Source organism: Kribbella sp. NPDC006257 (assembly GCF_040613535.1).
Classification (GTDB): Bacteria; Actinomycetota; Actinomycetes; order Propionibacteriales; family Kribbellaceae; genus Kribbella.
The window spans coordinates 32036-56779 of the sequence record NZ_JBEXSJ010000018.1; the positions used below are offsets into that span (position 1 = coordinate 32036).

Sequence of the window (24744 nt, forward strand, 5' to 3'; positions counted from 1 at the left end):
ATCGCCGGTCAGTCGTAGCCCGCTTCGACCGACCACCGGGCCTGGCGGAGGGTGAAGAGCCAGGCCCGGCCGTCGGCACCGACGAACTGGAAACGGGCCTGCCGGGAAGTCGCCTCCGGGTCCCACCAGCGTTCCTCGGCGAGCCACGGTCCGGCCCAGCCGGCGACCTCCTGGAATTCCTTGCCCTCAGCAACGATCCGGAACTGGGCCGGTACGCCGGAGAGCAGCATCCGGGCACTCACCGAGACCAGTCGCCCGTCCGCGTCGAAGACCTCGGCCGGCAGCGGTTCGGGGTAGACCGTGGTCGGTACCGGCATCGGCCACAGCTTCGGGCTCGCCGAGATCGCGACCCCCGGCCAGGGCGCGTCGGCCGGATACTTCGGAACCGGCCGGTCCCCCCAGGGAATCAGGGTCTGCCGCTCCAGGAACCCGCGGCCGCCACCGAGCGCCACCGAGACGACGCCGCCGTGCCCGAGCATGCTCTGCACCCGGGACAGCGCCCGGTGGATCCGCTCGTCGGGTCCACCACCCCACAGCCCGTCGACATGGGCGCCGATCGGATCGGCCTCTTCCGGGATCAGCCGGATCCGCACCACCGGCGAGGTCAGCTCGCTGGTCGCCGTCCCGCTGCCCTGCAGCTGCCAGCGGACCCGGTCGACCAGGTCGGTGGCGCTGAACCAGCGGGGATGCAGCCAGTCCCGTTCGTGGATCCGGCCGGACTCGGTGCCGATCTCGACCCGCAGCGTGGTGCAGACCAGGCCGAGTGCGGTCAGCCGGCCGATCAGCTCGTCGGCCACCCCGCGGACCGCGAACGCGACCTGGTCGACCCGGTCCACCGACGGCTCGAAGTCCAGCGTCCGGGCCAGCTCGGGCGGCACCTTCCGGGCGACCACCGTCCGGTCGTCGGCCCCGCTGGCCAGCCGATGCGCGAACGCACCATCAGGCCCGAACCTGGTCAGTACTTCGGTCGCCGGGAGCTGGGCGAACGCTCCGAGCGACCGCAACCCGAGCCGCCGGAGCAGGTCGGTGAGCGCCGGCTGCCCGAGCGTGTCGACCGAGATCGGCGCCAGGAACTCCGCCGATCCACCGGGCGGGATCACCAGCACCCTGGTCCGCGGCGAGCTGGCCCGGGCCGCCTGCTCGGCGGCGAACGGCCCGTCGGCGATCCCGACCCGGCTCCCCGATACGTCGAATGTCTCCAGCCGGTCGAGCAACTTCTCCGCGGCAGCCTGCTCGGTGCCGTAGAACCGGGTCGGTCCGCGGGCCTTCAGCGCACACATCCCCGGCCGGATCACCTGGACGCCCGGGGTGAGCGCCTCCAGGCAGCTGATCACCGGGTCGAAGGCCCGCGCGTCGATCACCGGGTCGTACTTCAGCACCACCAGCTCCGGGCAGCGCGACTGGGCATCGCGCGCCTTCAGCCCCTGCCGCACCCCTTCGGCCCGGGCAGCCGCCGAAGCAGCCAGCACCTTGCCCTTGGCCAGTACTGCGACCGGCCCGTCCGGGGAATGCCCAGCGGCCGTGGCTGCCGCGGTCACCGGCCAGTCCGGCACCCAGATCACGATCGTCCGAGTCAAACTCCCCTGCCCCGAAGCAGTACGCCGTACGCCGCTCATCAGCCCACCGCCTCCCACCGCTCGTCGTGCCCCAACTCACCCGGCCTTCCCGAGTCGCGCGGCTGCACCGCTTCGAGCGGCGTACCAGAGTCGAGCGGCTGGACCGCTTCGAGTGGGCGGACCGGGCGGATCGAGCCGTCGACGGCCGGTAGCCAGAGCTGGTGCTGTCGGGCGGCTCCCCGGGTGGTGACCGCGACGGTTGCCTGGCGGCCGGCGAGATACCCCTCGCCTTCCCCCAGCCCGGTCCAGACGTTGCCCTGAACCTCAAGTCGAGCTTCACTCCCCGGCCAGGACCCGACCGCGATCAGCATCGCGCCGCGAGTCCGCAACCGGGCAGCCAACCGGGACGCCTCCCCCGGCGTCACCACTCCCGGCGGCCGCACCACCACCACGGTCAGCGCGTCGGCCAGCGCCGCGACCACACTCAGCCAGTCCCGCTCCGGATCGGGCACCAGCACCAGCCGCTCGACATCGACCCCGAGCTCCCGGGCCGCCTCCGCCCCGAACGACGGCAGCCCCACCACCCCACACCAGGCGCCCTCCGCCGACGGACCCGCCATCATCGCCATCACCAACGCGGTCGACCCGCGCACGGAGTACACCGAACCGCCCTTCAAACTGCCACCCAGAAGATCGGACACCGCCGGAAGAGTCGGCAACGCCCGCTCGACAGTCGCCGTGTCCAGCGCCTGCTGCACCCTGCTCTCAGTAGTCCGCGGCGCCGGCACCACCCGAAGCTCAGCTTCCCGGAGTTCCGCCTCGGCCAGCCGGGCGGCCTTCTGCTCCTTGGCGCGAGCCAGCAGCGCCCGCGCCTGATCCAGCGCGGTCACCCGGCTGACCTCAGCCGCCCGCCCAGCCACCTCCACCGAAGCAGTCCCCGTCACCCTCCCATGTTCGAACACCTGTTCGACTCATGTCAATCGTACCTCCCTGAAGAGGCGAGATCAGGCCCCCATCCCCGCCCGGTCGACGGGAGCTGGTTCGCGGAGGGACGGCTGCCGAGCGGCGGCGAAGAGGCGGCCTCGCTCCCGGTGGTGGGGTTAGCCCCCTGCAATGGGAAGGGGTTGAGCACCACAAGCGGAGGCGAGCACCACAAGCGGAGGCGAGCACCTCGAGAGTGCGAACCAGCCGGAGTGAAAGGCGTCCGGTGGCCTTGCAGCAACTCACAGGCGTACCGACGGACATGAGGTGTTGGGGTCGGGAGGGCGGAGTCACGCTCAGGTCGGCCGAGGCGAGGGGTGGATTCGTGGATACCTCATGTCCGTCGGTACGGCGGTCGGCAAGGGGGTGCGTGAATTGGTTCGGATAGCTGGGTCCGTGGATCCGGGGTGCTAGCTGGTTGGGGTGATTAGTTCGTCTGCGACCCATTGGGCGACGTTGGGTGGGTAGGGGGTGGGGAGGCCTAGTACTACGTGGGTGAACCCGGCGGAGACGGCCTCGGTGATGGCGGTTCGGGTGGTTTCTGGGTGGTCGTAGGAGACCGGGAGGTGGATGGAGCGGGCGATAGAGGCGGGGTCGCGGTTGCGGGCGGTGCAGTAGCGGTCCAGGAGGGCGCTGCGTTGGATGGCGTCGGGGAGGTCGCCGCCGGGGATGTTCCAGATGTCGGCGTGTTCGGCGGCGATTCGTAGTACGGAGGCTGAGCGGCCGCCGATGACGATCGGTGGGGGCTGGGCGGGTTTGGGGTTGCAGAAGGCGCCGGTCAGCGACAGATACTCGCCATGGAAATCGAACGGCGTCGGCGAGGTCCAGAGACGCCGGATCACCGTCAGAGCCTCGGCGAAGCTTCCCACCGCATGGGCGACGTCGTGGAAGGGCAGACCGTAGGCCTCGTACTCCCGGCGGGCCAGCGGATGGCTCGGCCGGGAGCCGACGCCGATCCCGAAGTCGAGGCGGCCGCCCGAGACGATGTCGACGGTCGCCGCCATCTTGGCCAGCATCGCCGGCGGCCGGAAGCGGTTGCTGGTCACCAGGAGCCCGACCCGCAGCCGCGAAGTCTGAGCAGCTAGAGCAGAAAGCAGCGTCCAGCCCTCGAAGATCGGGCCGTCCGGATCGCCGCCGATCGGCATCAGGTGGTCGAAGAGCCAGGCGTGCTCGATCTCCGGTACGGCGTCCGCCTCGCGCCAGACCCCTAGTACGGATGGATAGTCCACCTGCATCGGCGCGGTCATGATCCCGAAGCTCGGCATCAGCGCCTCCGCAGCGACGCGTCGAGAATCGCCGGCGGGGTGTCGAACTTCTGCTCCGGTGAGAGATCGATGCCGGGAGCAACGATCTCGTCGATCGCGTCCAGCACATCGGCGGACAGAACGGTGTCCGCGGCGGCGAGCTGCGAGTGCAGGTGGTCCAGCGTGCGCGGACCGATGATCGCGCTCGTCACACCCGGGTGCGCGGTGACGAATCCAAGCGCAAGCTGGATCAGAGTCAATCCAGCTTGGTCGGCGACCTTCACCAGCCGCTCGACGGCGTCCAGCCGAACCTGGTTGGACGGGACGGTGAGATCGAACCACTCCGGCCGGCGCACCGAGCGATTGGTGGCGATCTCCTGACCGGCCCGGACCGCACCCGAGAGCCACCCCGAGGCCAGCGGACTCCACACCAGTACGCCGAGCCCGTACTCCTCAGTCACCGGCAGCACGTGCGACTCGACACCACGTTGCAGGATCGAGTACCCCGGCTGCTCAGTGACATAGCGGCTGAGATGGTTCTCCCGGGCAGCCCACTGCGCTTGCACGATCCGGTACGCCGGGAAGCTGGACGACCCGAAGTACCGGATCTTTCCCGCCCGCTGCAGGTCGGTAAGGGCCGACAGCGTCTCCTCGTCGCTGGTCGTCGGATCCCAGCGGTGCATCTGGTAGAGGTCGACGTGATCGACACCGAGTCGCCGCAGGCTGTTGTCCAGTTCGGTGACCAGCCAGCGGCGTGAGCTGCCCCGATGGTTGCGCTCCTCCCCGATCGGCAGGGTCGCCTTGGTCGCCAGGACCAGGTCGTCGCGGCGGCCGGCGATGGCCTTGCCGACCATCTCCTCGGAGACGCCCTCGCCGTACATGTCGGCGGTGTCGATGACGTTGATGCCGGCCTCCAGAGCTGCATCGACGATCGCGATCGCGTCCTCTTGCGACGTGTCACCGATCGGGCCGAAGTTCATCGCGCCGAGGGCGAGGGTGCTGACCTGGACACCGGTGCGGCCGAGCGTGCGGTACTGCATGACTATCTCCTCAAGGGATTGCTACTGTGGGATAAGCGGAACGAGGTTCCGATAAGCAACAATACGGAACCGTGTTCCGTTTAGCAAGGGAGGGTGATGGGCAACCAGCCGAAGAAGCGGGCCGATGCGCGCCGCAACGAGGTCTCCCTGCTGGACGCGGCCGCCGCGGCCTTCGTGACGTCCGGCGTCGACGCGCCCGTCCGCGACATCGCCGCCAAGGCGGGCGTCGGGGTCGGCACCATCTACCGCCACTTCCCGACCCGGGCCGATCTGATCGTCGCGGTCTACCGGCACCAGGTGGAGGCGTGCGCCGAGGCCGGGCCGATCCTGCTGGCCGGCAACAGCTCACCCCACAAGGCGCTGGCCGAGTGGATCGACCTCTTCGTCGATTTCCTGGTCACCAAGCACGGTCTCGCCGGCGCGCTGCAGTCCGACAACGCCGCCTTCCAGACCTTGCACGCCTACTTCCTCGACCGCCTCGTCCCGGTCTGCGGCCAGCTCCTCGACGCCGCGGTCGCTGCCGGCGAGATCAAGGCGGGCCTCCAGCCGGTCACCCTGATGCGCGGTGTCGGCAACCTCTGCATCGGCGCCTCGAACAACCCCGACTACAACGCCCGCCAACTGGTCGACCTCCTGATCGCGGGTCTGCGGCACTAAGGTCGGTGGTATGCCGAGGACGATTGCCACCAATACTCAGGTCGACACCGAGGCGCTGCTGGAGTTCGTCCGGCCGCGTCATCACATGTTGCTGATCACCCGGCGTGCGGACGGGTCGCCGCAGGTCTCACCGGTCTCCGGCGGGGTCGACGAGCAGGGCCGCATCGTCATCTCGTCGTACCCGGAACGCGCCAAGAGCAAGAACGTGAAGCGCGACGAACGCGCCGGCGTGCTGGTGCTGTCGGACGACTGGAACGGGCCGTGGGTGCAGATCGACGGCGACGGCGAGGTGATCGAGTTGCCGGACGCCGTCGAGCCGCTGGTCGACTACTTCCGGTCGATCTCCGGCGAGCACCCGGACTGGGACGAGTACCGCGAGGCGATGCGCAAGCAGGGCAAGTGCCTGATCCGGATCACCCCGAAACGCTGGGGCCCGGTCGCCACCGGCGGCTTCCCCGCCCACCTCGCCGACTAGTCAGCCCCCGTACGCCGGAAGGCGCGCCTCCCGGCGTACGGGCTCAGCGGAAGAGGCCGATGATCAGGGAGATCACCAGTAGCTTCAGCAGCCAGTCGCCACCGTGAATCGCGGCCAGTTGCCAGTTCACCTTGTCCCAGAGCACTGAGCCGGTCAGCAACACGAACGGGAACCCGGCGAACAGCACAAGCCCCAGCAGCAACGCCGGAGCAACACTGCTGATCGCCAGATGAGCCGCAAGGCCGGCAATCACGCTCGCGACCAATGCGCTCCGCAGCAACTCCAGCACGACATTCCGCACCGGCGGGCGGTCAGCGGAAGGCGCAGTACCGAGCATGGCCGCTCGCGGCGCAGCAAAGACGACGTACCAAGCACTACTGACCACGAACACTGCAACAGCGGCGACGACGATCGACAGGAAGACGTTCACTGTAGTTCTCCAGCTCTTCGAGGTGACCCTTACGAAGAGAGGTAGAAGCTACAGCGACACTTTCGACAAAACAGCCGTCAGTCTTTCTTGTAGCGGCGTTCCATCGTCTCGGTGATGCGCTGCATCGCGCCTTCCAGGTGCTGGCGAAGCGCAGCCTCGGCGCCGGCCTCGTCGTGCGCCTGACAGGCATCCAGGATCGCCTGGTGCTCCAGCCGGGTCTGCTCGATCCGCGCCTTGGTCTGCCGCGAGCCGAACCGGTACCGCTCACTGTTCTGCCAGACCGGCTCGATCGCCCGCGGCAGCCACCGCGACCCACCCGCCCGGTAGATCGCGAAGTGGAACTCCGTATGCGCCTGTCGCGAGGCAATGATGTCGCCTGCCTTCGACAGTCGCACGTGCTCAGCCAACGCCGACCTAGCCAACAGCGCGTCCGACTCAGCGAAGCGAGTAGCAGCAGCCCGTACTGCGAGGCTCTCCAAAGCGAGCCGCGTCTCGTGGGTGTCGCGGAGGTCCTCCATCGACAGTTCGCGGACCCAGGCACCCTTGTGCGGCACGATCTCGACCAGCCCGAGTGCCTGCATCCGGCGCAGGCCCTCCCGGATCGGCATCTGGCTCATGTCCAGCCGCTTGGCCAGCTCCTCCAGCCGCAGCGCCGTACCGCTGGGCAGCTCGCCGGACAGGATGAGCTCGTGCAACTCCGCGGCGGCCTCCTCCGCGAGAGTCCGCCGTCCGCTCGGTCCCCCGGGCGTGAGCTCGAGTCGTCGGGTCATGGGGTACGGGTTACCTCTCTCCTGCGCGGCACTCACGTCTGCGAGGTAACCGTAGCGGGGAGTTGGCATTCACGTGCACTCCGACAACAGATTGCCCACCCACTAGCGTCCGGGTTGGCAGTTATTTGAGTGATTGCGGTGGTCAGGTGCGTGCATCGCGGTGCCGGAGAAGCGTCCTCGATGCGGAGCATCGTGGATGTTTCTCCGGTGCCGCGAGGTGCGTGCCTGGGCGCCGCAAGCGCCAAAGAACTGCCAACCCGGATGCTAATAGTCATCTCAAGACTCCGAGGTCTAGGAGGATGCGGCGGTCGGCAGTGGCTGCGGAGAGGAGGTCCAGTGCGTCCTCTGCGTCCAGCGCCGAGACTAGCTGGATCTCTGGTAGCACAGCAGCAGGCGCAATGTCAGCCAGCACCTGCTCCACGGTTCCAGGCTCGATCGATGTGCGCTGCATGTTCACCGGCAGCACCCGCAGGTCGCGGCCGATCAGCTGGTGCAGGTCGAGTGTGGCGAACTCCCCTGCCGTGTAGCCCAGTACTACGACCCGCCCGCCCGGCGTGATGTGGCTCATCACCCCGCTGGTGACAGGACCACCCACTGTGTCGATCGCGGCGTCGCACCACTGCAGTTCGCGTCCGACCTGGCCCAGCTCGTCCACACGCACGATCTGGTCAACCAGCCCAGACAGGTTGTCGACGGACTCCCCTGCACGCGCCAGACCGATCACCTTCCCGGCCCCGGCTGCCCGCGCAACAGCGACACACAGCCGCCCAACCAGCCCGGTCGCACCGGTCACCACAACGGTCTCACCGGCGACGACAGCACCAACCCGCCGTACTGCGGTATGCGCGGTCAACGCGGCAGCCAGCATGGCCACCGCCGCAGCAGGGTCCAGCCCCTCCGGCAGCGCATGCAAAGACCCATCCGGTACTACGGCCAGCTGTCCCCAGGTGCCCGGCAGGGAGACCCCGACGCCGCCACCACGGATCACCACTTCGGTGCCGGCCGGATACTTCTCCGAACTCAGCACCACGCCCGCACCCTCTGAGCCGGGCACGAACGGAACCTGCAGCTGCTGGGGCAGCTTGCCCGCCAGCACGGTCCGGTCCAGCGAGGTGACGGCCGCCACCCGCATCTCGACCAAGGCTTCCCCAGGTCCCGCGACCAGCTCGGTCTCCTCGGCCTTCAACTGCTGGCCGGGCCCGTAGCTGCGCAGCACGATGCCCTTCTGCGCGCTCATCCACCCACCCCACTCATACCGGTGCCCCCGCTTACGATTTGATATCTGATCACATCTCGGTCCTGACGAAAAGTCCTTCTCACCCTTCGGCCACCCCCTGGCCGAGCGGCCTGGTCAGCCGCTCCGCGAGCTTTGCCCGGTCTGGATCGACCTGATCGCTGCCCATCGGGAACGGCCAGTCGCTCCCCGCCAGCACCCGATCGGCCCCGAATGTCGACTCCAGCAGAGCCAGTACGGCGGGGTCGTGCACCAGGTCGTCGACGTAGAACCGCCGCAACGCTGCAGCGACCGATAAGGACGGCGCCGAGATCCCCGGCCGGGCCGTATCGATCCCCCGCTGCCAACGGCCGGCCAGCGCCGCCGTCACTCCGCCACCGTGGCAGAGGCAGAACTTGATCCCCGGGAATCGCCCGGGGACATCCGCGAACACCAGCTCAGCCGCCGCAAGCCCTGTTTCATAAGGGTTTCCGAGCAGGTTCGAGAGGTAGTACGCAGACAGTCTCTTGTCGGGACTGTGTCCCGGGTGGATCAAGGTGAACGCCTCCAGCGCGTCCAGCACCTCCCACACCTCGTCCAGCCCGGCGAAGCCCGCAGTACCGAGCGCGAAGCCGCTGAAGGCTCCCTCAGCAGCAAGCGATGTGGCAACTGCAGCAGCGGAAGGGTCGTGCAACGGCAGCTGACCGAGCACCCGCACGCGCGGCCCAGCCAACTCGCGCAGTCCTTCATTGACCAGCGAGGCCCACTCGACACCCAGGTCGTACCGGAAGAGTGCAGGAGGCACGGACACCACAGCACCGTCCAGCTGTTGCTCGTCGATCCAAGACAACAGTGCGGCAGGATCGCCCAGCCTCCGCAGCGGCAGCCGCTCATGACCGTCGACAACTAGCTGGTCCCCGTCGATGGACAGCCCGAAGCTGCCGACCGCTGCCAGCACAGTGGGCGGTATCAGGTGCGTATGCACGTCCCAGCCGGCCATGTCAGCGTGCGTCCTCGTCGTTGTCGTAGTACGAAGGCCGCTCGGCGTAGTGCGGTCCGTCGTACATCTCCAGCAGGACAGAGGTTTCCTCGGCCAGTGTCGGCCCGTGGACGGATCCCTTGGGGTTCCAGTAGAAGCTTCCCTTGGTCAGCGTCGTTCCGGTCGGCAGATACACGTATCGCCCGGACAGACAGAACATGAACTGGTTTGAAGCATGACTGTGCGCCGAGGGGATCCCGGTGCCCCGCTCGAACCGCACCAGAGCAATCGACGCTTCGGTCTTCTCATCCCGCCAGAGCATCTTGTGGGACAGCCCCGCAAGGGACTTCTCCACCCACTGCAGGTCATCCGTCTGCAACAGAATCTCTTGGAAACGCTCGTCCATAGTCATCAGCCCTCCCGAGGTACTGGGCGGCCGGTGATGCCACTGTAGAGCTCCTCGGCCACACCGGGACGCATCGGGGCCACTGCCGCAATATGCCCGTCAGGCCGGATCAGTACGACGGTCTCCCCCGGTACGCCGTACCGGCTGGTCGCGATGCTGCCCGGGTCGAACAGCGACCTGTCCCGCAGCCCGGAGTCGAGTGGTGCATCCCATCGGGAGACCGCGAAGTGCCGTAGCGCCGGTGAGTCGTTCACCGGGATCTCCGGACGCCGCCGGACATCGGTGAAGTACAGCGCCACGAAGGAGTCGCGGCACAGCCCGTGAATCGTCTCCCGCTCCAGCGGACCGTGCAGTGCGAGGTCAGGAGCCCTGTCACCCGCCCGGACAGCAGGTGGCTCAGCACTGGTCATCACCATCGACCAGTCACCTTCACCGTCAACATCCAGCCGTACGCCGAGAAGCGTGCGTGTGTAAGCGGTAGCCCAGTCGCTCCCGGCAGCCGTGACGGCGCCCCGCTGGTGCGACATGTACTTGCGGGCCGCCTCGGCCATCTCCCCCGACCCGTTGATCGCTACCGGCCGCTGCTCTTGCTCGTAACCGTCCAACAGCTCAGGAGAAGCCCAGCCCCGCAGTACCCAGGCAAGCCGCCACGGGAGATTGGAGGCGTCCAGTGCCCCGGTGTTGAGACCCAGTGCCCACATCGGAGTGATCAGGTGAGCCGCGTCGCCCATCAGGAACACCTTGCGCTCAGCAGACCAGTGATCGGCCACCCGGTGATGCACGTTGTACACGACCGTGCCCAGCAGCGAGATCTTGTCCACCTCACCGATGAACTGCTTCACCTTCACCAGCAGGTCCTCGTCCCCCGGCTGTTCAGCTCCCTGAGCCAGTGGGAACAGGAACCGCCAGCACTCCGGCTGTCGGATCAGGACCATCCACTCCGACCGGTCGGAGAAGTAGGCGAGGTACGGATAGTCGCGGGCGTTGTTGACGTCCAGGTCGACCACGACGTCGATCAGCATGTACCGCTCGGGCAGCGTCTCGCCGGACACCGTCGCACCGAGCGCGTCACGCACCTTCGATCGACCACCGTCACATGCGAGCAGATGGGACGCTTCAAGCTGCTGCGTTCCTTCAGGCGTCTCGACTGTCAGCACCACGCGGTCCTCGAGCACCTCGAAGGACTCCAGGCGATGTGAGGTGAGCACCGATCCACCCGCTCGCTCCAGAGCGCCTGCCAGGATCGGCTCCATCGTCTGCTGCGGCAGATTGATCACGAACGGGAACTGGGTGTCGTTCACCAGCTCGGCCAGCTGAACCGAGGCGCGCGGTGTGTTCGTCGCCCGGTCGATGTCGCCGATCTCGTCGATCCGCAGGGCCGCCGCGAGGATCTCGTCGACGCAGCCGTACCGGTTCCAGATCTCCAGGGTCCGGGTGAGCGTCGTACCGGCCTTGGTGTCGGCCGACAGCGTGGCGTCCTCCTCGAGCAGCACGAACGGCACGCCGTAGTGGGCCAGACCGAGCGCGGTGGTCAGGCCGATCGGCCCGGCGCCGACGACGGCGACAGGAAGCTGGGTCTGGTCAGAGGTCAACTCGGGATCTCCTAGAACTCTTCGAGCCGGGCGAAGGCCCGTTCCCGGGTCAGCTGGGAGCCGGTCATCGCCGCGGCGTCGGACAGCAGGAACAACAGCGGGCCGACCACGTCCTCGGGGTCGCCGATCCCTATCGTGTCCTGCCAGTGCTCGCGGTCCGCACCGAGGTTCGCAGTACGGAACTGATCCGTGTCGATCACGCCCGGCGCGATCACGTTCACCCGCACCCGGTGGCCGGCCACCTCGGCGGCCAGCGTCTTGGCGAAGGCGACGAGGGCCGCCTTACTGGCCGCGTACGCCGCGGCGCCGGGAAACCCGGTCGCCGCCATCCCCGAGGTGAACACGACCACCGAGCCCGCCTGCTGCTCGACCAGCTGCGGAACCACCGCCTGGCAGACCCAGACGACGCCATCCAGGTTCACCTGAAGCGTCCGGGACCACTCGGCCGGATCCATCTCCAGTACCGATGCCCGCGGCTGAACCGCGGCCCCGGCGACCAGCCCGTCGATCCGCCCGAAGCGCTCGATCACCTTGCCGACAGCACCAAAGACGGCCTCCCGATCGGAGACATCCACCTCGACGTACTCGACTGCCGGATTCTGAGGTGGCTGCACGTCGAAAACAACCGCAGTCCCGCCACACGAAACGACAGCAGCTGCCAGCGCAGCGCCGATACCGGCGGCGCCACCGGTGACGACCACGACCTCGCCGGAAGCGTCGAACCTCACCTTCATGACGTCCCCTTCTGCCGGGCAGTCATCGTCTCGGTGATGCGCTGAACGGCGCCGGCCAGGTGCTCACGCAGAGCCGCCTCGGCCGCGTCCGGATCCTGGGCGACGCAGGCATCGAGAATCGCCTGGTGCTCCTGCCGGTTGCGCTCGATCTGGGCCGCGGTCTGCCGGGTGCTGAACCGGTATCGCTCACTGTTCTGCCAGACCGGCTCGATCGCCCGGGCCAGCCACTGCGACCCACCGGCCCGGTAGATCGCGAAATGGAAGTCCGCATGCGACTGCCGCGCACCGATCGAGTCCTCGCTGCGCGACAACCGCAGATGATCCGCCAGAGCGACCGTCGCCTGCCGCTCGTCATCCGCGCCGAAGTGCTCAGCAGCAGCCCGTACTGCGAGGCTCTCGAGCGCCAGCCGGGTCTCATGAGTGTCATGCAGATCCTCGAGCGACAACTCGCGGACCCAGGCTCCCCGGTGCGGAATGATGTCGACCAGGCCGAGCGCCTCCAGCCGGCGCAGCCCTTCGCGCACCGGCATCTGGCTCATCTCCAGGCGATTCGCCAGCTCGACCAAGCGGAGCGGCGTACCGCTGGGAAGCTCTCCGGACAGGATCAGCTGATGCAACTCGGCCGCTGCGGTTTCGGCCAACGTACGCCGACCACCTCGGCCACCGCCGGGCAGCAACTCCAGCGAGCTGCTCATGAGAGCTCCCGGTAGACAAGGGTGTTCCGCAACTCACCGAGCTTGTCGGAGCGCGTGATCACTTCGTCGCCCTCTTTCAGGAACACCTGTGGTTCGCGGGCGTTCCCGATGCCGGCCGGCGTCCCGGTGAGCAACAGGTCGCCCGGTCGCAGCGTCATCCCGAAGGAGAGCTCGCTGACCAGCGTCGCCACGTCGTACGCCATCTGCTTGGTCGACGCGTCCTGCATGACCTCGCCATTGAGCAGGCACTGTAGCTGCACATCCTGCGGATCACCGAGCTCGTCGGCCGTCACGATCCATGGTCCGAGTGGCATCGTCTGGTCGATGCTCTTGCCCTTCAGCCATTGACCTCCGTGCGCTCTCTGCAGATCGCGCTGCGAGATGTCGTTGGCCAGCGTGTAACCCCAGACATGATCGAGCGCTTCCGCGACCGGGATGCTCCGGCCGGTCTTGCCGATCACCAGGGCCAGCTCGGCCTCGTAGTCCCACTTGGCCGAGATCGCCGGGTCGTACGCGATCTCGTCGTACGGGCCGATCACCACGTCCGGGCCCTTGGTGAAGAACGTCGGGTGCTCCGGCCGGTCGACGTCCTGACCGTCGCGCTTGCCCTTGCTCTCCTCGAAGTGGTCCCAGTAGTTCCACCCAGTACACAAGATGTCTCGCCGGAACCGCCGTAGCGGGGCCCGCAGCGTCACGTCGGCCAGCGGCACCCGTTCGTTGCCGACAGCACCGATCCCGTCCTCGATCACCGCGACCAGATCGGCCTGCGGCAACAGGATGACGTCAGCGCCGTCCAGTACGCCGGGCCGCTCGCGCCCGGCGTACTCCACCGTCACGCAGCGCATCTCAGAGCCACTCGTTCATGAGATCACCGCAATCGCGTTGATCTCGATCAGGTAGTCCGGATGCGCGAGCTTGCTGACCTCGACCATCGTTGAGGCCGGCAACGGTTCGCTGAAGTACTGCGCCCGGACCGCGTGGATCTTGGCGAAGTCCTCCATGTTGCGCACGTACACGTCCACCCGGCAGACGTCGGCCAGGCTGCCACCGGCCTCGCGGACGGCGGTCTGCACGTTCTCGCAGACCTGCCGGGTCTGCTCGGAGACGTCGCCGACCCCGGCGATGCTGCCGTCGGGCCGGCGCGCCGTCATCCCGGAGACGAACACCAGCCGCCCGGTCGCCTCGATCACGGTCGCCTGCGAGAACACCCCGTTCGGGCTGTGCAGCGCGGCGGTGCTCAGTTGTGTCTTCGCCATCAGTTCAGGACCCCTCCGGCCGGTACGACGGCGCCGACCGCGTGCGCGGTCGCCAGCAGCCCGTCCAGCCCCGACTTCTCGATCAGTACGCCGTTGCGCCGCTGGTGCTCGGCGCGCTCGGCCTCGATCTCCCCGGGCAGATGCAGCCGGTCGATCCCCGGTGCGGTAGCGCTCCGGCGTACCCGCGCCGCCAGCGCCGACGAGCGCTCCTTGAAACCCTCGATCCCGCCCAGCAGTTCCGGGTCGATCGCGAGGAACATGTGCGCGCAGTCGTTCGGCCGCCCCGGCTCGCGATACAGCGGCCGCACCTGATCGCCCCAGCCACCACCACTCAGTACGCCGGTCAGCACGTCGATCATCAACGCCAGACCGAACCCCTTGTGCCCGGCGGCCGGCAGCAGCATCCCGAGCACCGCCTGCTCCGGATCGGTGGTCGGCACCCCTTGCGAGTCGGTGGCCCAGGTCTCCGGGATCGGCCGGCCGGCCGACGAGGCGAGCCGGATCTTGCCCAGGGCAACGGCCGACAAGGCCATGTCCAGCACGATCTCCGGTCCGGCATCGGTCGGTACGGCGATCGCCAGCGGGTTGTTGCCGACGATCCGCTCGGCACCGCCGGGGGCCGGCATCAGCGGGGTGGTGTTCGACATCGCGATGCCGAGCCGGCCTGCCCGGGCGGCCTGCATCGCCCACCGGCTGGCCGCACCGAAGTGGTGCGCGTTCCGCACCGAGACCAGGCCGATCCCGTACCGGCCGGAGCGTTCGATCGCGTGTCCCATCGCCTGCGGGCTGGACAGTTGCCCCATCCCGCCGCGGGCGTCGACGACCATCGCCGCCCCCGCGTCGTGGACGATGTCCAGATCGCGTTCCCGGGTGACGCCGCCGGCGTTCAGGCGTTCGACGTACATCGGGACGAGCATCACCCCGTGTGAGCTGACGCCGCGCAGATCGGCCTCGACCAGCGCACCGGCGATCTTCGCCGAGTCGCCGGGATCGAACCCGACCGCCGTGAAGACGGCCGAGACGGTCGCCTCCAGCCAAGCGGGCCGGACGAGCACGCGGCGATCGGCGTCCGGGGCCTGGGTGGTCATCTGTTCTCCCGGGCCCACGGCAGCAGGTAGTGCTCCAGCAGGACGAGTGCGTAGAAGAGGATCACGCTCATGATGCTCAGCAGGGTGATCCCGGCGAACGCCAGTGCGGTGTCGGCGCTCGAGCCGGAGCTCTGGATCACGTAGCCCAGGCCGCCGGTCGCGCCGACGAACTCGGCGATCACCGAACCGATCACCGCCAGCGAGATGGCGACCTTGAGACCGGTGAAGATCTGCGGCAGCGCGTAGACGAAGCGCAGCCGGAAGAACTCCTGCGTCTTGCTGGCGTTCAGCGAGCGGAGCAACTCGACCAGCTCGGTCGGCGTCGACTTCATCCCGGTGGCGGTCGAGATGACGATCGGGAAGAAGCAGACCAGCAGCACCATCACGGCCTTCGGCCAGGAGCCGAAGCCCATCCAGACCACCAGCAGCGGCGCGACCGCGATCTTCGGGATCGAGTTCACCGCCAGCAGCAACGGGTAGAGCAGCCGCTCGACCAGCACCGAACGGACGATCAGGAAGGCGATCGGCAGCCCGGCCGCGATCGCCAGCAGGAAGCCACCGGTGGTCTCCAGGAACGACACCCCGGTCTGCTTGAGCAGATAGACCGGCTGCTCCAAGAACTTGCTCACCACCTGACCGGGGGTCGGCAGCAGGAACGGCTCGATCGAGAACACGATCACGGCCAGCCACCACAGACCGATCGCGGCGATCAGTCCGGCCACCGGGAGAAGGATCGCCGCCGACCGGGAGGTGGTCAGCCAGGATCTCTTCGTCATCGCCGCCCCTCGGGGACATCGGCCGGCGGGCGGCTCCCGTTCCCGGACAGCTGGGGCGCGTTCTCCGCGCTGTCCGGCAGGGGTGCCTTCTCGGACAGCAGGCTGTGCAGCCGGCTGCTGATCCGGGCCACGTCGGCCACCTGGGCGTCCTGGCCGAGGCTGCGCGGCCGGGCGATGTCGATCTCGACGATCTCCCGCAGCCGGCCGGGCCGCGGGCTCAGCACGACCACCCGGTCGGCGAGCAGCACGGCCTCCTCGATCGAGTGGGTGACGAACACGATCGTGGTCGCCAGCTCCATCTGGATCCGCTGCAGCTCCTCGGACAGCTCCGTCCTGGTCAGCGCGTCGAGCGCCGAGAACGGCTCGTCCATCAACATCACCTTGGGGTCACGGATCAGCGAGCGGCACAACGACACCCGCTGCTGCATGCCCCCGGACAACTCGTGCGGGAGCCGGCGTTCGAACCCGGACAGCCCGACCATTTCGAGCAGTTCGTGCGCCCGGTCCCGGTACGCCTTCTTGTCCCTGCTCTTGTCCTTGCCGCCGGAGATCTCGACCGGCAGCAGGACGTTCGACACCACCGAGCGCCACGGCAGCAGGGCCGGGCGCTGGAACATGAACGACACGTCCCGGCGGGGTCCCTTGACGGCCTCGCCGGCCACCTCGACCCCGCCGTACGTCGGCGGCAGCAGTCCCGCGATCAGCCGGAGCAGGGTGGACTTGCCACACCCGGACCGGCCGATCAACGTGACGAACTCGTTCTCCTGGACGTGCAGGTCGATTCCCTCGAGGGCCTGGATCTTTCCCCCGCGGCCCTCGAAGACCTGTCCCACACCGTCCAGCCGGATCATTTCAGCCCTTCGGCGCCAGGTCGCGGTCGACCACGTCGGACGGGTTGACCGCGCCCGGAGCGATCTGCTTGGCGTCCTCGAGGTCCTTGATGATGCCCTCGACCTGCTCGAAGCTCGCCGCACCGAGCGGGCCGCTGAAACCGTCCGGCTTGACGTACGGCTTCATCAGGTTCAGCTCGGCGACGGACCCCTCGACCTTGCGCTCCGGCACATACTTCTGCAGGATCTTCGCGGCGCCCTCGGGGTCGTCGATGGTGTCCTGCAGGCCCTTGAGCAGCGCGGTGGTGAACTTCTTCACCTGGTCCGGGTGATCCTTGGCCATGTCCGACCGGGTGATGATCGCGTTGCCGTACAGCTTCTTCAGCACATCGCCGTACGGAATGACGATCGCCTTGCGGTGCTTGGAGTCCGCCTTCTCGACGGTCGGGACGCCGACCACGAACTGGCCGATGCCGTCCACGGTGCCGGCCGACAGCAGCTGTGGCAGCGAGGCGGGCGGCGACGGCACGAACTTGGTGGTCTCGTAGCCCTGGATCCCGGCCGCCTTGGCGTACAACGGGAACATCACCGTGTTGGTGGAGCCCGGAGTGTCACCGATCTTCTTGCCGGGCAGGTCCTTCGGACCCTTGATGCTGCCGCCCTCGAGCGCGACGATCGCCGCCATCGAGCGCTGGTGGATCATGCCGACGGTGGTGACCGGCATCTTCTGCTTGCCCATCGTCAGCAGGATCGCGGTGAAGTCACCGATCCCGTAGTCGGCCTGGCCGCCGGCGACGAGCTTCAGCACGTCGACCGTGCCGGTGCCCGGCTTGATGGTGACGTCGAACCCGGCGTCCTTGAAGTACCCCTTGTCCAGGGCGACATACGCATAGGCCTCGCGGCCGAAAGTGTTGAATGACGTCAGATAGGTGATCTTCTGAAGCGATTCGTCCCCGTTCTGGCCCGCTTTGTCGTTGTTGCACGCACTCACCAGAGCAAGTGCGAGTACCGCCACAATGGCGGCGGCAGAGCGCCTGAACCTCATCCTGGACTTCTCCTCTCCGATATTTGATCAAACATCAAATATGGAAGGGTGGTCAATCGGCCCCCGGGGACTTCACAGTGTCTTTACGTACACCGTTCCGGCTCCCCTCAGAGCCCGATTGCCGCCCGTCCTGGAGCCGTTCCCCATGCCTGTCCGCACCGGACGGGCATCCCGCCCCGACCACAGACCGTACCCGTCCGGACAGCAGATCGCGACGTCCGATCGGACACTTCGTGTCCGGAGCAGGACAAATTTGTGTAAACCCATCTGCACTGTGATCTGGGTCATGAGACCGCTCTCTCCCGCTTCCCCCTTTCTCCCCCGGTAGAGGGATTCGGGCGGGCCGGTGGTTTGGGAAGATCGTCGGGTGGTGAACGTGCTGATCCGGGGGTCGACCTATCTGCGGTGGGTCTACCTGCTGCTCGGCGCCGCGCTGGTGCTGGCCTTCATCCTGGTCGACAGCGCCCTGGTCACGCTGCTCGACGAGCTCGACCTGCCCGCCGTACCGGCGGGGGTGATCATCGCCCTGATCGTCGTCGTCCCGCCGGTGCTGCTCGGCACCCTGCCCGCCGTCCGCGAGGTGGAGGGCATCGCGGTCGAGTCGTTGCTCGGGATCGCCTTCGAGGAACGGCCGCTCAGCCCGGCGCGGACCTGGCCGCAGCGCCGCCGGACGGCCACCTGGTTCTGCCTGCATCTGGCCGCTGGCGGCCTCGTCGGCGTCCTCAGCACCATTGTGTTCGGCCTCGGCGCCGTGTTGCTCTCGGCCCCTTTCCGCGACGTCGGGCCGCACGAACTCGTCCCCGGCGTCGATTACACGGTGCACGGGCGCTGGACCGACTACTGGATGCCGCTGACCGCGATCGCCGGGATCCTGGCGCTGCTGTTGTTGTCCTCGGCAATCGGTTCGCTGCTCGCCTACACCGCTCCGCGCGTCCTCGGTCCGACGCCCGCCGAACGAATCGAGCTGCTCGAACGGCAGACCGCGACCCTTGCCGAGCGCAACCGTCTGGCCCGCGAGCTGCACGACAGCGTCGGGCATGCACTCAGTCTCGTGACGATCCAGGCGGCCGCCGCCCGGCGCGTGCTGGCCACCGATCCCGCCTTCGCAGAGAACGCTCTCGCGGCGATGGAGACGTCCGCGCGGGCCGCTCTCGCCGACCTCGACCACGTTCTCGGGCTGTTGCGGGAGGATCGTCGACCCGGCGCGGAGAAGGCACCACAGGCGACGCTCGGCGACATCACCCGGCTGGTCGAATCGACGCGCGCCGGTGGCATCACCGTGACGGTTCAGCGCGAGGGACGATTGGAGCAACTCCCGGCCGCGGTCTCCCGGGAGGCCTACCGGATCGTCCAGGAGGGCCTCACCAACGCGATCCGGCACGCCGGCCGCCAGGCCGATCAGCTCGAGGTCGCGTTGTCGATCAACCTCGGCACCAACGGGCTGCTGCTCGAACTCACCAATCCGGTCAGCGCGAGCGCCGGCCAGTCCACCCGGACCGGCGGCGGCACCGGGCTGGCCGGTATCCGTGAAAGGGTCGCCGTACTACGAGGGTCCGTCGAGGCGGGCCTGGTCGGGGACCAATGGCGGCTGGCGGTGACCCTGCCGGTCGCCGTCACGACGAAGGGATGACCGTGAACGACGTATCGGTGGTCGTGGTCGACGACGAGCCGCTGATCCGCAGCGGGCTGCGCGCGATCATCGACGCGGAGCCGGACCTGACCGTGGTCGGCGAGGCCGGTGACGGCGCCGAGGTCCTCGCGGTCGTCCGCCGGACCCGGCCGGACGTCGTACTGATGGATGTCCGGATGCCCGCGGTCGACGGCATCCAGGCGACCCGGTTGCTGCTCGACGGGGTCGATCCGGCGCCCCGCGTCCTGGTCGTCACCACCTTCGAGAACGACGACTACGTGTACGACGCGCTGCGGGTCGGCGCCTCCGGATTCCTGCTGAAGCGGACTCCCCCGGACGAGATCATCGCCGCCATCCGTACCGTCGCGAGCAGCGAGTCGCTGCTGTTCCCGGAGGCGATCCGGGCGCTCGCGCTGGCGCACGCCTCAGCCCAGGCTCATCGGCCGACCGGGCTCGAGCGCTACCAGCTGACCGAGCGGGAGCAGGAGGTGCTGCGGCTGATGGCGAAGGGGCTGTCCAACGCCGAGATCGCCGCGGAGCTGATCCTCGGCGTACAGACCATCAAGACCCACGTCGCGAACACTCTGTCCAAGCTGGGCGCCCGCGACCGCACCCAAGCAGTGATCCTCGCCTACGAATCCGGCTTCGTCCCCCTGCACTAACCGGTACTACGAGGCGCTGGCTCGTTCAGCCCGGAACTCCGGGCGCCGGCCCGGCTCGGCCCGTGCTGCGGGGCGCCGGCTGGTCAGCGCCCGGAACTCCAGGCGCCGACTCGGCTCCGCCCGTGCTGCGGGGCGCCGGCTGGTCAGGCGTCGAGACCTTCGGCGATGCTGCAGGCGTTCGGCACGTGCTCGACGGCGTCCGCCTTCACCGCGAGACGCGCTAGCAGGGTGCGGAAGACCGTCCGCTCGCCCTCCGCGAGGCCGCCGAGGACCTCGTCCTCGGCGAGTTGCAGCCGCCGCTCGAGATCACAAAGCGCCTCGAAACCTTTCTCGGTCGGCGCGATCAGACGTGCTCGCCGGTCCGACGGATCGGGCCGCCGCTCGACCAGCCCCGCCTTCTCCAGATCGTCCAGCAGGTACGTCATCACCGTGCGGTCGACGCCCAGCTGCGCAGCCAGATCGAGCTGCCGTTTCGCCTCACCGGCCGCGGTCGCGAGCACCTGGTACCCGCGCGGGCCGCCCGGTAGATCGTCCAGCGCCTCCGCGGACCGCTTCGCATACCGCCGGAAGACGACGCCGAGCGCCCAGCCGAGGTCGTCCTCGACCGACATCCCGCGCGCCTGGCGGCTCCGGAGGTCCGACTCCGGCGGAGAACTGGTCACGGATTCAGTCTACGTGGTCTATGCCACCCAAAATACGATCTGACTTGAATATGTTCTGCCCGACAGACTATCTTCGAGACAGCTCATATGAGCCAGCCCCGACAAACTCTGGAGAACCACCACATGACCACCCTTCTTCGCGTCGACGCCAGCATCCGGGTCGACGGATCTGTCAGCCGCGCGCTCGCGGACAGCGCCGAGGCCGCCTGGAAGGCGGAGCACCCGGACGGCATCGTCGTACGGCGTGATCTCGGTCGCCACCCGCTCCCGGGTGACGCCTGGCCCGCACTGATCAACGCCGAGTTCGGCTTCCCGCCGATCCCCGATGCCTCGCACGGCGACGTCGCCGCCGCCCGGGCGCTGGCCGCCGAACTCAGCCAGGAGATCCGGGACGCCGACGCCGTCCTGCTCGCCATCCCGCTGTACAACTACGGCATCTCGCAGCACGTGAAGACCTGGATGGACCTGCTGCTGTCCGACCGCGAACTGCTGGCCGGCGAGATCCTGCGCGACAAGCCGGTCATCTTCACGCTGGCCCGGGGCGGCGGCTACAGCCCCGGTACGCCGAAGGAAGGCTGGGACCACGCCACGCCGTACCTGGAGCGCATCTTCGGCGAGGTCCTCAACATGAACATCCGCAAGGCGGTCGCCGAGCTCACCCTGGCACCGGTCACTCCGGGCATGGAGACACTGATCGACGCATCGAAGGTCTCTGAAGAAGAGGCGCACGCCGAGGCCGAGAAGCACGCGACCGTCGTCGCGCGCGACCTCACCAGCGCAGCGGCCTAATTCCTCCTGATCGGCGCCGTACTCGAGTCGGCACCGGCCAGTGCCCGCCAGATCGACAACGTCACCGACAGCGTTACATCGACGGGATCAGCCAGTACTGCGATGCGCTCCGTCAACTCGGCCGGTTGCACGTGCCGCGCACTCGGCGTCATCGCCACCAATTGCTGGACCGAGTCGTGATCGAGCCGCATAGTTGCCTCGACCTTCTCCGAGCCGGTCTGCACGAAGTTCCCGGCCAGCGATTCCCGCAGCCGACGCTCCTTCTCCTCGTCGACTTTCACCATCCCCAGCACGGGAATCAGCTCCGCGAGATGCCCCTGGTTAGGCGTGACCACCAGCAGAGTCCCCCCGGGCTTGAGTATCCGCCGCATCTCGACCGCATTCCGTGGCGCAAACACATCAAGCACCACATCAGCCACCCCATCCCTCAGCGGCAATTCCTTCCACGCATCACAAACCACCGCCCCGATCCCCTCACCAACCTTCGCCGCCCGCCGCGCGGCATATCTCGACACGTCGAGGGCTACCCCGACGCGCTCCCCCACACTCCCCAGCCCGGCTCCGCCTCCGGCGATCACTCCGGCGAGGTAGTACGCCGTTCCCGCTCCTACTTCCACGAAGCGGACAGCAGCATGCGGGGTGTGGGCTATCAGCGCATTGCGGATGGGTGCGTAGTGTCCGCCTGCCAAGAAGTTCGCTCGCGCCTCGAGCATCGCGGCCGAGTCGCCTTCGATGCCGGTTGATGCAGAGGGCAACAAGTTTAGGTAACCCTGCTTGGCGAGATCGAACGCATGCCCGCGCAAGCACTTCGCCGTACGGGCTATCAGAGCCAAGCCGTCACCGCAGACCGGGCAACGCAGGAGAGAAACCAGATCCGGGCGCACAAGAGGCAGGTTAGCCGCAATGCCGGTCGGTCAAGACGAGCCCTGCCGGTCGGTCAAGACGAGCCGGACGCCGTGAACCGCCGCCCGACCTCCCCAACTTTCCTCGTTCCCCTCTCCTCGAGCCGCCCATTGTCCTGATCCGCCGAGCGAACGTGCCCGGCTTTGGGGGTTCGCTCCTCGTCTGATGCTTAGCCCCCCGCTATAGCAGGGGGCGGACCCCGCCTGCGGGAGCTAAGCCGCCTCGTCGAGACGCGGACTCGGCCGCCTGGTGGGCAACGGTTGCCTTGACTGACCGGTGTTGAGGGTTAGCCGTTGACGTCTCGGCTGGTTAGGCGTGCCCAGGCTGCTGCGTAGAAGACGCCCAGGTAGGCGGCTTGGATCAGCAGGTTGCGGACGATCTCGTGCCAGTACGGCGGGTCGCGGAGGAGGTCGGCGAAGGACGTCCAGCCGTACATCAGCAGCCAGGGGTGGATCACGTGGATCTGCGGGATCGCGCCGAGGATGCCGAACACGATGAACGAGCAGAAGGTCGCCGCCATCGCAGCTAGCGGCGTCGAGGTCAGCGAGGAGACGAAGAGGCCGATCCCGGCGAGGCCGAGCAGCGAGAGCGCGACCAGCAGCGCGATGCCGAGGGCACGGAGCAGTCCGTCGGCGAGCGACACCGTCGTACCGGAGAGCAGGACGACATCACCGACCGGGAAGAGGACGACGCCGACGATCAGCCCGGAGATCCAGATCGTCATGGTCGCGGCAAGGCAGAACGATGCGAGCGCGACCATCTTCGCGGCGAGCAGGCGTGATCGTCCGGCGGGTGCGGTGATCAGGTTGCGGAGGGTGCCGAGGCTGGCTTCACCGGCGAGGGACTCCCCCGAGATCACCGTGACGGCGGTCGGCAGGAAGAACGGCAGCGAGAGCGCGAGGCTCGCGACCACCAGGAAGAACCCGTTGCCGGCAACCTGACCGAGAAACCCTTCAGCGTCCCCGGACGACCCGGATACCTTGATCGCAACCCCGATCAGCACCGGCACCGCAGCCAGTACGGCGAGCAGCACCCACGTCCGCGCCCGCCCAAACACCAGATGCAGCTCCGAAGCAAACAACGCCACCGTATGCCGCCCCGCACTAGGCCGCCCGACCGGAACGCGCTCCACCACCTCAGTCGCCATCAGTTCCACCCCGCCACAGCTCGGTCGCCGTCATCACTTCTCCCCTGCACGCACAACCGGAGGAGGCAGCACCGGAAGGAGCCGCTCCTTCGCCACCCCCGGGCGGAGAGCTCACCCGTTGCCATCAGCTTCTCCCTCTGCGCGGCTTATTCGGCGACATCGAAGCCTTCTCCGGTGAGGGCTACGAAGGCGTCTTCCAGGCTTGGGCGTTCCAGGCCGAAGCCGTGGATGCGGACATCGGCGCCGACAAGGGCGGCGGCGAGCTTCTCGATCGGGAGCTCTCCGGGATCTCCGTCGACGAACTCCTCGCTCAGCTTCAGGTCGGTGACGCCGAGTCGGCTCAGTGTCTGCTGTGCCTGCTGGAGATCAGGTGTGCGCACGATCAAGCGCGGGCGCAGCTCGGACCGCAGCTCGGTCATCGTCGACTGCCGAAGCAGGCGACCGCGGCTCATCACGGCCGCGTGGGTACAGAGCTGCTCGACCTCGGTGAGCAGGTGGGTCGACGTGAAGATCGTGGTGCCGTCCTTGGCGAGTTCGCGAATCAGCGAACGCACCTCGCGGGTGCCCTGCGGGTCGAGTCCGTTGGTCGGCTCGTCGAGCACCAGCAGGTCGCGCGGCTGCATCAGCGCGACCGCGATCGCGAGCCGCTGCCGCATACCGAGTGAGTAGTTGCGCACCTTCTTACCAGCCGCGTTGGACAACCCGACGCGTTCCAGCGCCTGCCCGGCGCGCGCCTTGCGAGTCCGCGGATCCGCAGTCCGGTCGGCCGCATCAAAGCGCAGCAGATTCGCCTGCCCCGTCCAGAACGGGTAGAACGCCGGACCTTCCACCAACGCTCCGACCCGCGGCAGAACCGACAACTGCGCCTTAGGCATCGGCTCCCCCAGCAACTCCACCGAACCCGAGGTCGGTGCAATCAACCCCAGCAACATCCGGATCGTCGTCGTCTTCCCCGACCCGTTCGGCCCCAGAAACCCGAAGATGCTCCCCGCCGGCACCTCCAGATCCACCCCATCCACCGCCACCTGCCCACTACGAAACCGCTTGGTAAGCCCCCTGGTAACAATCGGCGCCCCACCCGAGGCGCCGCTTCCGCTCGGCGTGCTGGTGTTGCTCGGGGCTCCGGCCGTCGGCCGACCCGGGAGCGCCGGGGATGGTTCGGTGGTCACCTTGTCGGCGCTTCC

At 68.0% G+C, this 24744-nt stretch carries 27 protein-coding genes; 5 read left to right on the forward strand and 22 right to left on the reverse strand.

Annotation, left to right across the window (positions count from 1 at the left end):
* Positions 1 to 8: 8 nt before the first annotated feature.
* The 4 genes from ABZ004_RS22150 to ABZ004_RS22165 all read right to left on the reverse strand — a co-directional run bounded on the left by ABZ004_RS22150 (position 9) and on the right by ABZ004_RS22165 (position 4821).
* Complete coding sequence (locus tag ABZ004_RS22150; protein ID WP_355682238.1) at positions 9 to 1616, reverse strand: DNA polymerase Y family protein; 1608 nt, start codon at positions 1614 to 1616, stop codon at positions 9 to 11.
* A complete protein-coding gene (locus ABZ004_RS22155) occupies positions 1616 to 2500 on the reverse strand; it encodes a hypothetical protein (RefSeq protein WP_355682240.1) in 885 nt (294 codons plus the stop codon). Before ABZ004_RS22155 ends, ABZ004_RS22150 begins: the two co-directional genes overlap by 1 nt.
* A gap of 447 nt (positions 2501 to 2947) precedes the next feature.
* Positions 2948 to 3802, reverse strand: a complete 855-nt coding sequence (locus ABZ004_RS22160; protein ID WP_355682241.1) for an LLM class flavin-dependent oxidoreductase — start codon at positions 3800 to 3802, stop codon at positions 2948 to 2950.
* Positions 3802 to 4821 carry an aldo/keto reductase gene (locus ABZ004_RS22165; RefSeq protein ID WP_355682243.1) on the reverse strand — a complete coding sequence of 340 codons (1020 nt, stop codon included), beginning with the start codon at positions 4819 to 4821 and terminating at the stop codon, positions 3802 to 3804. Before ABZ004_RS22165 ends, ABZ004_RS22160 begins: the two co-directional genes overlap by 1 nt.
* A gap of 96 nt (positions 4822 to 4917) precedes the next feature.
* Between ABZ004_RS22165 and ABZ004_RS22170 the strand changes: the two genes are divergently transcribed.
* Positions 4918 to 5478, forward strand: a complete 561-nt coding sequence (locus ABZ004_RS22170; protein WP_355682245.1) for a TetR/AcrR family transcriptional regulator — start codon at positions 4918 to 4920, stop codon at positions 5476 to 5478.
* Positions 5479 to 5488: 10 nt separating this feature from the next.
* Positions 5489 to 5953: a PPOX class F420-dependent oxidoreductase gene (locus ABZ004_RS22175; protein WP_355682247.1), complete on the forward strand. Its 465-nt coding sequence runs from the start codon at positions 5489 to 5491 to the stop codon at positions 5951 to 5953.
* 43 nt (positions 5954 to 5996) lie between these two features.
* Here ABZ004_RS22175 and ABZ004_RS22180 read toward each other — a convergent pair whose 3' ends face one another.
* The 14 genes from ABZ004_RS22180 to ABZ004_RS22245 form a co-directional block, all read right to left on the reverse strand.
* Positions 5997 to 6383, reverse strand: coding sequence for a DUF1761 domain-containing protein (locus ABZ004_RS22180; protein WP_355682249.1), 387 nt, complete (start codon positions 6381 to 6383; stop codon positions 5997 to 5999).
* 77 nt (positions 6384 to 6460) lie between these two features.
* Positions 6461 to 7153: a GntR family transcriptional regulator gene (locus ABZ004_RS22185; RefSeq protein ID WP_355682251.1), complete on the reverse strand. Its 693-nt coding sequence runs from the start codon at positions 7151 to 7153 to the stop codon at positions 6461 to 6463.
* Positions 7154 to 7424: 271 nt separating this feature from the next.
* Positions 7425 to 8390, reverse strand: coding sequence for a zinc-binding alcohol dehydrogenase family protein (locus ABZ004_RS22190; RefSeq protein WP_355682253.1), 966 nt, complete (start codon positions 8388 to 8390; stop codon positions 7425 to 7427).
* A 79-nt stretch (positions 8391 to 8469) separates the two neighbouring features.
* A complete protein-coding gene (locus tag ABZ004_RS22195; RefSeq protein ID WP_355682255.1) occupies positions 8470 to 9366 on the reverse strand; it encodes an amidohydrolase family protein in 897 nt (298 codons plus the stop codon).
* 1 nt (position 9367) lies between these two features.
* Entirely contained in the window at positions 9368 to 9757 is a 390-nt protein-coding gene (locus tag ABZ004_RS22200; RefSeq protein ID WP_355682257.1) for a cupin domain-containing protein, read from the reverse strand.
* Positions 9757 to 11343, reverse strand: coding sequence for an FAD-dependent monooxygenase (locus ABZ004_RS22205; RefSeq protein ID WP_355682258.1), 1587 nt, complete (start codon positions 11341 to 11343; stop codon positions 9757 to 9759). The genes ABZ004_RS22200 and ABZ004_RS22205 overlap by 1 nt, the downstream gene beginning before the upstream one ends.
* An 11-nt stretch (positions 11344 to 11354) precedes the next feature.
* Complete coding sequence (locus ABZ004_RS22210) at positions 11355 to 12077, reverse strand: SDR family oxidoreductase (protein ID WP_355682260.1); 723 nt, start codon at positions 12075 to 12077, stop codon at positions 11355 to 11357.
* On the reverse strand, positions 12074 to 12772 hold the full coding sequence (locus tag ABZ004_RS22215) for a GntR family transcriptional regulator (protein ID WP_355682262.1): 699 nt from the start codon (positions 12770 to 12772) through the stop codon (positions 12074 to 12076). Before ABZ004_RS22215 ends, ABZ004_RS22210 begins: the two co-directional genes overlap by 4 nt.
* Positions 12769 to 13617, reverse strand: coding sequence for a fumarylacetoacetate hydrolase family protein (locus ABZ004_RS22220; protein ID WP_355682264.1), 849 nt, complete (start codon positions 13615 to 13617; stop codon positions 12769 to 12771). Before ABZ004_RS22220 ends, ABZ004_RS22215 begins: the two co-directional genes overlap by 4 nt.
* A 15-nt stretch (positions 13618 to 13632) precedes the next feature.
* Positions 13633 to 14028, reverse strand: coding sequence for a RidA family protein (locus ABZ004_RS22225; RefSeq protein WP_355682266.1), 396 nt, complete (start codon positions 14026 to 14028; stop codon positions 13633 to 13635).
* Entirely contained in the window at positions 14028 to 15116 is a 1089-nt protein-coding gene (locus ABZ004_RS22230) for an Ldh family oxidoreductase (RefSeq protein ID WP_355682267.1), read from the reverse strand. The genes ABZ004_RS22225 and ABZ004_RS22230 overlap by 1 nt, the downstream gene beginning before the upstream one ends.
* Positions 15113 to 15892 (reverse strand): ABC transporter permease, encoded by a 780-nt coding sequence (locus tag ABZ004_RS22235; RefSeq protein WP_355682269.1) that lies wholly within the window; start codon positions 15890 to 15892, stop codon positions 15113 to 15115. Before ABZ004_RS22235 ends, ABZ004_RS22230 begins: the two co-directional genes overlap by 4 nt.
* Entirely contained in the window at positions 15889 to 16743 is an 855-nt protein-coding gene (locus tag ABZ004_RS22240; RefSeq protein ID WP_355682271.1) for an ABC transporter ATP-binding protein, read from the reverse strand. The genes ABZ004_RS22235 and ABZ004_RS22240 overlap by 4 nt, the downstream gene beginning before the upstream one ends.
* Before the next feature lies 1 nt (position 16744).
* The gene (locus ABZ004_RS22245; protein ID WP_355682273.1) at positions 16745 to 17767 is read right to left on the reverse strand and encodes an ABC transporter substrate-binding protein; all 1023 of its coding nucleotides are present in this window, start codon (positions 17765 to 17767) and stop codon (positions 16745 to 16747) included.
* A 370-nt stretch (positions 17768 to 18137) separates the two neighbouring features.
* Here ABZ004_RS22245 and ABZ004_RS22250 point away from each other — a divergent pair, with 370 nt between their 5' ends.
* Both ABZ004_RS22250 and ABZ004_RS22255 read left to right on the forward strand, forming a co-directional pair.
* Entirely contained in the window at positions 18138 to 19397 is a 1260-nt protein-coding gene (locus ABZ004_RS22250) for a histidine kinase (RefSeq protein ID WP_355682275.1), read from the forward strand.
* Positions 19394 to 20059: a response regulator transcription factor gene (locus ABZ004_RS22255; RefSeq protein ID WP_355682277.1), complete on the forward strand. Its 666-nt coding sequence runs from the start codon at positions 19394 to 19396 to the stop codon at positions 20057 to 20059. The genes ABZ004_RS22250 and ABZ004_RS22255 overlap by 4 nt, the downstream gene beginning before the upstream one ends.
* A gap of 143 nt (positions 20060 to 20202) precedes the next feature.
* Here ABZ004_RS22255 and ABZ004_RS22260 read toward each other — a convergent pair whose 3' ends face one another.
* A complete protein-coding gene (locus ABZ004_RS22260) occupies positions 20203 to 20721 on the reverse strand; it encodes a MarR family transcriptional regulator (protein WP_355682279.1) in 519 nt (172 codons plus the stop codon).
* Between the two features lie 123 nt (positions 20722 to 20844).
* On the opposite strand from ABZ004_RS22260, the gene ABZ004_RS22265 reads away from it, so the two are divergent.
* The gene (locus ABZ004_RS22265; RefSeq protein WP_355682281.1) at positions 20845 to 21510 is read left to right on the forward strand and encodes an NAD(P)H-dependent oxidoreductase; all 666 of its coding nucleotides are present in this window, start codon (positions 20845 to 20847) and stop codon (positions 21508 to 21510) included.
* Here ABZ004_RS22265 and ABZ004_RS22270 read toward each other — a convergent pair.
* From ABZ004_RS22270 to ABZ004_RS22280, 3 genes are all read right to left on the reverse strand, one after another.
* Positions 21507 to 22394 carry a putative RNA methyltransferase gene (locus ABZ004_RS22270; RefSeq protein WP_355682283.1) on the reverse strand — a complete coding sequence of 296 codons (888 nt, stop codon included), beginning with the start codon at positions 22392 to 22394 and terminating at the stop codon, positions 21507 to 21509. The genes ABZ004_RS22265 and ABZ004_RS22270 overlap by 4 nt on opposite strands.
* Positions 22395 to 22699: 305 nt before the next feature.
* Entirely contained in the window at positions 22700 to 23560 is an 861-nt protein-coding gene (locus ABZ004_RS22275) for an ABC transporter permease (protein WP_355682285.1), read from the reverse strand.
* A 146-nt stretch (positions 23561 to 23706) separates the two neighbouring features.
* The gene (locus ABZ004_RS22280) at positions 23707 to 24570 is read right to left on the reverse strand and encodes an ABC transporter ATP-binding protein (protein WP_355682287.1); all 864 of its coding nucleotides are present in this window, start codon (positions 24568 to 24570) and stop codon (positions 23707 to 23709) included.
* Positions 24571 to 24744: the final 174 nt, after the last annotated feature.